Annotated in this window: 8 protein-coding genes and 1 pseudogene; 3 read left to right on the top strand and 6 right to left on the bottom strand. The window is 62.0% G+C overall.

Annotated features, from left to right (window positions below; all coding sequences use genetic code 11):
- From QVP03_RS08285 to QVP03_RS08275, 3 genes are all read right to left on the bottom strand, one after another.
- On the bottom strand, positions 1–152 hold a 152-nt coding region (locus QVP03_RS08285; protein WP_288210715.1), incomplete at its 3' end, for a glycosyltransferase.
- Between the two features lie 143 nt (positions 153–295).
- The gene (locus QVP03_RS08280) at positions 296–970 is read right to left on the bottom strand and encodes a DNA alkylation repair protein (protein ID WP_022333030.1); all 675 of its coding nucleotides are present in this window, start codon (positions 968–970) and stop codon (positions 296–298) included.
- 55 nt (positions 971–1,025) lie between these two features.
- Complete coding sequence (locus QVP03_RS08275; protein WP_022333029.1) at positions 1,026–1,901, bottom strand: hypothetical protein; 876 nt, start codon at positions 1,899–1,901, stop codon at positions 1,026–1,028.
- 310 nt (positions 1,902–2,211) lie between these two features.
- On the opposite strand from QVP03_RS08275, the gene QVP03_RS08270 reads away from it, so the two are divergent.
- The 3 genes from QVP03_RS08270 to QVP03_RS08260 are packed head-to-tail and all read left to right on the top strand — an operon-like array spanning position 2,212 to position 6,419.
- Positions 2,212–2,652 (top strand): GNAT family N-acetyltransferase, encoded by a 441-nt coding sequence (locus QVP03_RS08270; protein WP_018696562.1) that lies wholly within the window; start codon positions 2,212–2,214, stop codon positions 2,650–2,652.
- The gene (locus tag QVP03_RS08265; RefSeq protein ID WP_022333028.1) at positions 2,649–5,339 is read left to right on the top strand and encodes an AsmA family protein; all 2,691 of its coding nucleotides are present in this window, start codon (positions 2,649–2,651) and stop codon (positions 5,337–5,339) included. The genes QVP03_RS08270 and QVP03_RS08265 overlap by 4 nt, the downstream gene beginning before the upstream one ends.
- A 3-nt stretch (positions 5,340–5,342) precedes the next feature.
- The gene (locus QVP03_RS08260) at positions 5,343–6,419 is read left to right on the top strand and encodes a lysine exporter LysO family protein (RefSeq protein ID WP_022333027.1); all 1,077 of its coding nucleotides are present in this window, start codon (positions 5,343–5,345) and stop codon (positions 6,417–6,419) included.
- Between the two features lie 121 nt (positions 6,420–6,540).
- On the opposite strand, the gene QVP03_RS08255 is transcribed toward QVP03_RS08260, so the two are convergent.
- The 3 genes and pseudogenes from QVP03_RS08255 to QVP03_RS08245 form a co-directional block, all read right to left on the bottom strand.
- On the bottom strand, positions 6,541–6,825 hold the full coding sequence (locus QVP03_RS08255; RefSeq protein WP_018696559.1) for a winged helix-turn-helix domain-containing protein: 285 nt from the start codon (positions 6,823–6,825) through the stop codon (positions 6,541–6,543).
- A complete protein-coding gene (locus QVP03_RS08250) occupies positions 6,810–7,445 on the bottom strand; it encodes a hypothetical protein (protein WP_022333026.1) in 636 nt (211 codons plus the stop codon). Before QVP03_RS08250 ends, QVP03_RS08255 begins: the two co-directional genes overlap by 16 nt.
- Positions 7,367–7,942, bottom strand: a pseudogene (locus tag QVP03_RS08245) (hypothetical protein); the annotation flags it as partial. The gene QVP03_RS08250 and the pseudogene QVP03_RS08245, both read right to left, overlap by 79 nt.

Below are 7,942 nucleotides of genomic sequence, written 5' to 3'. Positions count from 1 at the left end.
TGGCGCTTTTTGACGATCGCTGCGGTGCCGTGGGGCGAACCGTCGTCGATGACGAGCATTTCGAAAGCCTCGGGCAGCGAGAAGACCTTGTCGATCATCGCCGAAATATTCTCTTTCTCGTTGTATGTCGGGATAATTACCAGTTTGCGCATAGGGGCTCGTTTTGGAATTTCTTACACAAAGGTAACATTATTTTGCAAATCTGCGCCGCACGCCCCGTTTTTCTGCCCGCAGCAGGCGCAGCGGTTTTACCCGGCAGGTGCGGCCGTTTTGCCGGTCGGGAGCTGCCTTCCGGTTATTTGCGCCGTTTCATGGCGCGGATCGCCTGTTTGTCCGTGTCGCTTACGCGCAACGATTCGATGATCTTTTGCAGCGATTTGTTGAATGTCCAGTCGTCGAGCGAGCAGCTGCCGAGCCACTCGTGTGTCCGCTGCGGAAATTTTACATAGCAGACCGACACCGCCCATGCCACGGCCATCCGGGCGTAGTAGGCTTCGTGGCGGACGCCGTCGAGCCGTTGCAGCAGTGCCTCGAGGTGCTCCCCGTCGACGAAATTCCCCAGCCCCGTCACCACGGCGAAACGCACGTCGTATTCGGCTTCGGATCGGAAATAGGGTTGTATGAATTCCCACATCGGCTGTCGTTCGGCTGCCTTCAGGCGCCAGCAGAAACAGTCGCAGACCGCCCAGTTGTCGATTTTGGGCACGAAGCGCGCCACATACTCCAGCTTTTCGGCCGGCGTGCAGCGGGCGCAGCCGATCACCAGCCCCTGCAACATCCGCTCCTCGAAATAGAAATCCTCGGCTTCGGCCAGGTATGTGCGCCAGTCGCCTGCGGCGATCTGGCGGGCTATTTTGCGCAGTACCGGCAGGCGTATGCCCAATACGTTTTCCACGCCCGGCATCAGTGCCGCGGTGAATTTCATGTATTTCGGCTCCTGGAGTTCGAGCAGTTGGTCGCGGAGGGTCATCGGTTCCGGGATTCGGGGCTATGCCGCCACGGGCAGGGCGGGTCGCCGTGTGCGGTTATTGTTTTTTCGTGACGGTGCGGTAGCAGCCGATGCCGCTCACCTCGGTCGATACCTCGCCGATCAGAGGCGCTTTGGCATTCACTCCCGTCTGCACCATGATGAAGTCGACCTGTGCGAGGTTGGCCGGGGCGCCATCGGCCGTTACTGCGTCGCTGATCCGCAGGCGGTTGGTCATGCCGGTGCGGTCGGAGGCCGAATAGTTGTCGGCGTAACCCCATGCAAAAGGCTCCATCGTCCATTTTTCCCCGGCTTTTCCGATATTGTCCGGCAGCCGTGTCCCTTCGAATGTGAATCGCTCCCCGAGCCATTCGGGGTAGTAGGCCTGCGTATGTTCTTTCACACGGTCGATCGTGCCGCTGCCGCCCGCGTTGTCACTCCAGGCTACCGGGGCGTCCGCCTCCGCGGGGCGGGTATAGGTGATCTTGTAGCCGCGGATCGTTTCGGCGTTGTCGTATTCGCTGCCCCGCAGTTCGTACCACGTATCGTTGGGCGCTCCGTCCCCGTTGGCGTCCTGCGACACCCACACGATGCCCGGTTCGGACGACGTGTCGAACTGGTTGCCTTTGACGTAGAGGTCGTATCCGCCCGTGTTGGGCACGGGTTCCGCGAAGGCCGCCACGATGCGGCCTCCCCAGCCGCCGAGCGAAACCCAGTTGTTCGAGGCGAGGCGGTCGGCGGCATAGCGCAGGGCGTCTGCCTCCGATGCCACATGGTCGAACCCGGCCATCGTGCCGTTGATGAACTGGCCCGGTGCCGGGGTGTATTCGAGGATCGTGGCGACGGGCTCCTGAATCTGTGTGGTCGTGGTCTCTTCGCCGGAATTGCAGGCGGCGAAAAGAAACGCCGCGAGCGGGAATGCATATTTTTTCATGTTTTCCATAATTTTTTACGGTTTCGGCCGGGATTCGGCCCGGGTATTCCCCGGGCTTGCCGGCGCCCGGGCTCCTGTCCCTCCCCGGGCATTTTCTCCGCGCCGGAGGGAGGGGGCTGTCCGCAACTGCACCGGTCGCCCGGCGTACGATCCGCCGCAGGGTGGCACGGGGCCGTGTCGGGGTGTCGGTTTGCCTGCCTGTCCCGAACGGGACAAAAGTAATCTTTTTTCGGCATATGGCAGCCGGGATACGGGCAAAAAGCCGGGGTTTCGAAAAAAAGATTAACTTTGTGAAAAATATCCGGGAAGCATGGCGGTCGAAATAGAGTGTGTGACAGAGGTATCCGACGAACTCGCCGAGGCGTTCGCAAGGCTCATGCCTCAGCTTTCGCCCCGGCTGGGGGCACTCTCCCGCCAGGCCATGGAACGTGTTGTGTGCAGCGATGGCGCGGCGCTGTTCGCCGCCCGGCTGGATGGCCGGATCGCCGGGGTGCTGACGCTGGTGTGGTACGACGTACCCTCGGGCCGGAAGGCATGGGTCGAGGATGTGGTGGTCGATGCCGCAGCCCGCGGCTGCGGTGCCGGCGAGGCGCTCGTGAAGGCTGCCACGGAGCATGCCGCCCGCATCGGTGCCGCGAAGGTGATGCTCACCTCGAACCCTGCGCGCGAAGCTGCCCGGGCCCTTTACCGTAAAATCGGATTCGAAGAGGCGGGGACTACGGTTTTCGTCTTTAAAACAGATAGGAAATGAAAAAAATCGTGAAGATTGTGGCCATTGTCGTGGCCGTTGTTCTGGTGGCGGCTTTTGTCGCCCCGATGTTGCTGAGGGGGAAGATCGCCCAGATCGTGAAGCGCGAAGCCAATGAGATGCTCGACGCACGGGTCGATTTCGAAAAACTCGACATCAGCCTGCTGCGCCATTTTCCGCGCGCGTCGCTCGACCTGAAAGGGCTGACCGTCGTGGGCGCGGGGCCGTTCGAAGGCGATACGATCGTTGCCGCGAACCGCATATCGGTCGTCGTGAACCCGATGTCGCTGTTCGGCGACGACGGGTTCGAAGTGACGAAGGTCATCCTCGCCGAACCGGCGCTGCACGCGCATAAACTCGCCGACGGCAAGGTCAACTGGGACATCGTGAAGGCTTCGGGGGAGGAACCCGCTGCCGGGGAAGGGGCTTCGGAGGAGGGTTCTTCGTCGTTCAGCCTCTCGATTCGCGATTTCAGGATCAGCGACGCGACGATCCGCTATGAAGACGATTCGACGGGCATGCGTTTTTCGACGGCACCCCTCTCCCTCCGCCTGCGGGGCGACATGTCGGCCGACCAGACCGACCTTGACCTGCGGCTTACGGCCGGTGCCGTGCGGCTGGTTTCGGGCGGAATTCCGCTGCTGAGCGACGCCGAGGCGGAGCTCGACGCCGTAATCGCGGCCGACCTGAAGAACAACCGTTTTACCTTCTCCCGGAACCGTCTGCGCCTCAATGCGATCGAGCTTACGCTCGACGGCTGGGCCGAAATGAAGGACGATGCCGTGGCTATGGATATTACGGCCGGATGCGACAAGGTGCAGTTCAAGGACGTGCTTTCGCTTGTCCCGGCATTCTATACCCGCGATTTCCGCAACCTGTCCGCCTCCGGCGAACTTTCGATGGCGCTGTGGGCCCGTGGCGAGATGCGCGGGGCGGCGCTCCCGGCCTTCGAACTCAAGACCGAGGTGCGCAACGGCAGTTTCCAGTATTCGTCTTTGCCCAAGGCGGTCGACGGAATCAATATCGCCGCACGGATAGCCAACCCCGGCGGCGTCATGGATAAGACCGAGGTAGACCTTTCGAAATTCACGCTCCGCATGGCGGGAAACACGCTTTCGGCATCGCTCTATGCGACGAACCTGGTCAGCGATCCGGTATTCCGTGCTGCGGCCGACGGACGGGTAGACCTGGGGGCGGTGAAAGAGGTTTACCCGCTCGGTGAGGATGTAGCCCTGAGCGGACTGATTAGCGCCGATGTGAAGGTTTCGGGGCGCATGTCCGATGTCGAGAAGGCCCGTTACGGACAGATCGGGGCCTCGGGGACATTCGTCGTCGAGAAACTCGGCCTCTCTATGCCCGGCCTGCCCGCGGTGCATATCCGCCGTGCCGCGGCTACGATCACCCCGGCGTCGATGACGCTGGGCGAGTTCGGCGTGACCGTGGGTAAGAGCGACCTTGCGGCCAACGGCCAGCTTACGGGGTATATCGGCTACCTGCTGCGGGGCGACAAGCTCTCCGGGCGCCTTTACGTGAAATCCGACCTGCTCGACCTGAACGAGATCATGGATGCCATGCCGGCCGACGAAGAAACCGCCGGCGGGGAAGCTGCTGCCCAGGCGCCCGCCGAGTCCCCTGCTCCCGCGCAGGCGCTCGAAGTCCCGCGCAACCTCGACCTTTCGCTCAATACCGAGTTGCAGAAGGTGTTGTTCCAGAAGATGACCATCGGCGGCATCACCGGCGAAATGCGCATGGCGGACGGAACTTTGTCGCTCAGCCGCCTGCGTATGCAGCTCTTCGGAGGTACGGCTACCGCATCGGGCAGCTACTCGACGGCCTCCGATCCGCAGCGCCCGGCGCTGAAACTCTCGTTGGGGCTTTCGGGGGCATCGTTCTCCAAGACCTTCGACGAGTTGGAGATGGTGCAGAAACTCGTCCCGGTCTTTGCCAAGACGGGCGGCGACTATTCGCTTTCGCTCGATATGTCCGCGACGCTCGATGCGCAGATGTCGCCCGACCTGCAGTCGGTCAACGCCACGGGCGAGATCAAGTCGGCCAATATCCGCATCCAGAACATTGAGGCGTTCGATGCACTGGCCAAGGCGCTCAACAACGACAACCTGCGTAAGATCGAGGCCAAGGACGTGGCTATCCGCTTCGCTATCCGCGACGGACGTATCGCTACGGAGCCTTTCGACCTGAAGATGGGCGACATCAGGATCAACATGTCGGGTTCGACGGGGCTCGACCAGACCATCGACTATACGGCCAGGGTAGCCCTCCCGGCCGGTTCGACGGGCGGTATCCTGCAATCGGTCAACGTCGGTATCGGCGGCACGTTCACCTCGCCCAAGATCACGCTCGGTGTGAAGGAGGCCGCCGAACAGGCCGTGAAGAACGTCGTCGACCAGCAGATTCAGAAGCTCACGGGCAGTGAGTCGCTCGGCGAGGAGATCCGCAAACAGGCCAACAACCTCCGGGCCGAGGCCGCGAAGGCGGGTGAGAAACTCGTCGAGGCCGCCCAGGCGCAACGGATGAAGCTTATCGACGGTGCGAAGGAGAAAGGTGCGCTGGCCAAGCTGGCTGCCGAGAAGGCCGGAGACAAACTGGTCGAGGAAGCCCGCAAACAGGCCGACAAACTTGCGGCCGAGGCCGATAAACAGATCGAAAAACTCACGGCGAAGCAGGAATAAACGATGCTTGTCATTTTTGCCGTCATCATCGGAGGAATCATTGCGGGGCGCCTGCTGTCGAGCTGGCGCCTCGTATTCGTCTCCCGTATGATTACCGTGATTATCTGGCTCCTGCTGTTCCTGCTGGGACTGGAAGTCGGTTCCGACCCTGCCGTCGTGGGTGGTATGGCGACCCTCGGACGCACGGCCTTCGTCATCTTCGCATGCTCGGTCGCGGGCAGTATCTGCATGTCGTGGCTGTTGTGGCGCTGCGTCCGGCGGGGAACCGCATCCCGGCCTCCCGCAGAAGGGATGCCGGAACAGGCCGGGGCTGTCGCTGCGGGGATCGAGGCGCCGCAACCGCGCGTTACGACCTCTGCCGGTACGGGAATGCCCGGGCCGGCCGTTGCAGTGGAGTGTCCCGGACAGAACGCCGGGCGTATTGCGGGGGAGCACGTCGTAAGCGGGGCGGACGCGGCGCTTTCGATGTGGGGCGCCTTGCGGGGGAGTCTGGTGATCGTCGCCTTTTTCGTCGCAGGATGTCTGGCGGGGCTCTCCTCCGCCTTGCCGTTCGACGTGGCGGGGTCGCGCCTCAGCGCCTATGTGCTCTATGCCCTGATGTTTTGCGTGGGGATCACCCTCGGCAACGATACGACCCTCGCGGGACGTGTCCGGCGGCTCGATCCGCGGCTGGCGCTGCTGCCCGTGATGACGGCCGTCGGTACGCTGGCCGGCGCTGCCTTGTCGACACTGCTCCTGCCGCCGCTTACGGCCGGGGACACGATGGCCGTCGGCGCTGGGTTCGGCTACTACTCGCTTTCGAGTATCTTCATCGCCGATTTCCGGGGTGCGGAGCTGGGAACCGTGGCATTGCTCTGCAATGTCATGCGCGAGCTGTTCACGCTGTTGGCCGCACCCCTTGTCGCCCGGTGGTTCGGGCCGCTGGCCGCCGTCTCGATCGGCGGAGCCACGACTTTCGATACCACCCTGCCGATCATCACGCAGTCCGCAGGGAAACCCTATGCCGTGGTGTCGGTCTTCCACGGCTGCGTGCTCGATTTCAGCGTCCCGTTCCTGGTGACGTTCTTCTGCACGATGTAAATTCGGATACGGATGCCCTTCCGGGGTGCTGTTGCCTCTGCTACGGCAGAAATCCCCGCCAAGCGGGGATTCAGCGCTGGACGGCAACAAACGCGGCGTTCCGCTGCGGGGTGTTTCGGGGCTATCTTTTTATGTAGGTCTGCAACGCCGCGACGTATTCGGCGAAGGCATCGCGCCCGGTGTCCGTGATGCGACAGACCGTGCAGGGCATCTTCCCGCGGAAGGTCTTTTCGATTTCGATATAATCCGCCTTCGCCAGCTTGTCCAGTTGTACCGAAAGGTTGCCCGCCGTGGCCCCTGTCTGCTGCCGGATAAAGACGAAGTCGGCGCTCTCGACCCCGATGAGGATCGACATCACGGCCAGTCTCAGTTCCGAATGCAACAGGGGATTCAGTTCTTTGAACATTGCTTGCGGGTTATGTGGCGGAGGATAAAACCGGGTAGCAGTACGAGCAGTATGCCATGGGCGGAGAGTTCGAGCATCCATGTTCCGCCCTGGGCGTCGAACGGCATGCGGAACGTATAGTTGAACGCCATGATGAGCTCGAAGACCGAGAGCATGAGCAACGCTGCGAACGACCCCGATTGCCGGGAACCTTTGCCCCGGTAGAATTCGGCGGTGATGGCCAGTGCCGTGCCGAGCAGCAGTTGCATGACGCCTACGGGGTTTATCGTGTTTCCGGGGATGGTTACGGCATAGACGATCGCGGCGGCCGAGATCATCGCCGGCATGCCCCATATCAGGATCAGCAGGTCGTCGAACCCCGTGCGGACGAGGGCCTTCCGCCGCGAATTGCGAACCGTCCAAATATAGCCGCAGACCAGCGGAACCAGCCAGCTCCACAGCACGCGCACGTCGCCTGTCCAGCGGTAAAGCCCGTATTCGGCCAGTGCCGTGAGGCTGAGCAGCGCTCCCCAGCAGATGAACAATTCGCCCCGTACGTAATTCATGCGGCGCATATTGCGGTCGAAGACGCGGGCGATGATGTCCAGCGCTTCCGTTTCGGATATTTTCTGTCCGTCCATTGCGTTATCCGTTCGTATGGTTCGACTTGTAGTTGAGGATATGCCCCGGGATAATCATCATCACGACGAATCCGACGGCGAAGAGGGTGGGCATCCAGTACCCGCTCACGATGAGCGAAACGGGAGCCCCCCCCCGCGATGAGAGACACGGAGGCGGGGACGACCGCCGCCGCACCGCCGGCGGTCGCCGGGCGGAACCGGATGATCAGCCCCGTGATCGTGGTTCCCATGCCCATCGTCAGCAGGATGATGAACAGGATCGGCAGCCGTATCTGGCTGAATAGCGTGAGCATACTGACGAACCACGCCGTAAGGCCCGTCACCATCCATACGTTGTTGATGACGCGGTCGACGAACGTGCTGACTTTGCCCTCGGTATGCTTGTCGCGTGTCAGCCACATCAGCAATGCGCCCAAAACGGGGAGCACCATCCACAGGATATTCCATTTCGGATCCTGGAAATAGTATACCGCACCCATGACCAGGAGCGTCGTGAA

Source organism: Alistipes sp. CAG:29 (assembly GCF_000435435.1).
In the GTDB taxonomy this organism is placed as follows: domain Bacteria; phylum Bacteroidota; class Bacteroidia; order Bacteroidales; family Rikenellaceae; genus Alistipes; species Alistipes onderdonkii.
Note: the sequence above shows the minus strand (reverse complement) of the source record. Positions and strands in the feature narration are given on the sequence as shown.

Excerpts from the sequence above, each read along its gene's own strand:
- QVP03_RS08280 (WP_022333030.1), bottom strand. The coding sequence starts at position 970 with ATGACCCTCCGCGACCAACTGCTCGAACTCCAGGAGCCGAAATACATG.
- QVP03_RS08275 (WP_022333029.1), bottom strand. The coding sequence starts at position 1,901 with ATGAAAAAATATGCATTCCCGCTCGCGGCGTTTCTTTTCGCCGCCTGC.
- QVP03_RS08270 (WP_018696562.1), top strand. The coding sequence starts at position 2,212 with ATGGCGGTCGAAATAGAGTGTGTGACAGAGGTATCCGACGAACTCGCC.
- QVP03_RS08265 (WP_022333028.1), top strand. The coding sequence starts at position 2,649 with ATGAAAAAAATCGTGAAGATTGTGGCCATTGTCGTGGCCGTTGTTCTG.
- QVP03_RS08260 (WP_022333027.1), top strand. The coding sequence starts at position 5,343 with ATGCTTGTCATTTTTGCCGTCATCATCGGAGGAATCATTGCGGGGCGC.
- QVP03_RS08255 (WP_018696559.1), bottom strand. The coding sequence starts at position 6,825 with ATGTTCAAAGAACTGAATCCCCTGTTGCATTCGGAACTGAGACTGGCC.
- QVP03_RS08250 (WP_022333026.1), bottom strand. The coding sequence starts at position 7,445 with ATGGACGGACAGAAAATATCCGAAACGGAAGCGCTGGACATCATCGCC.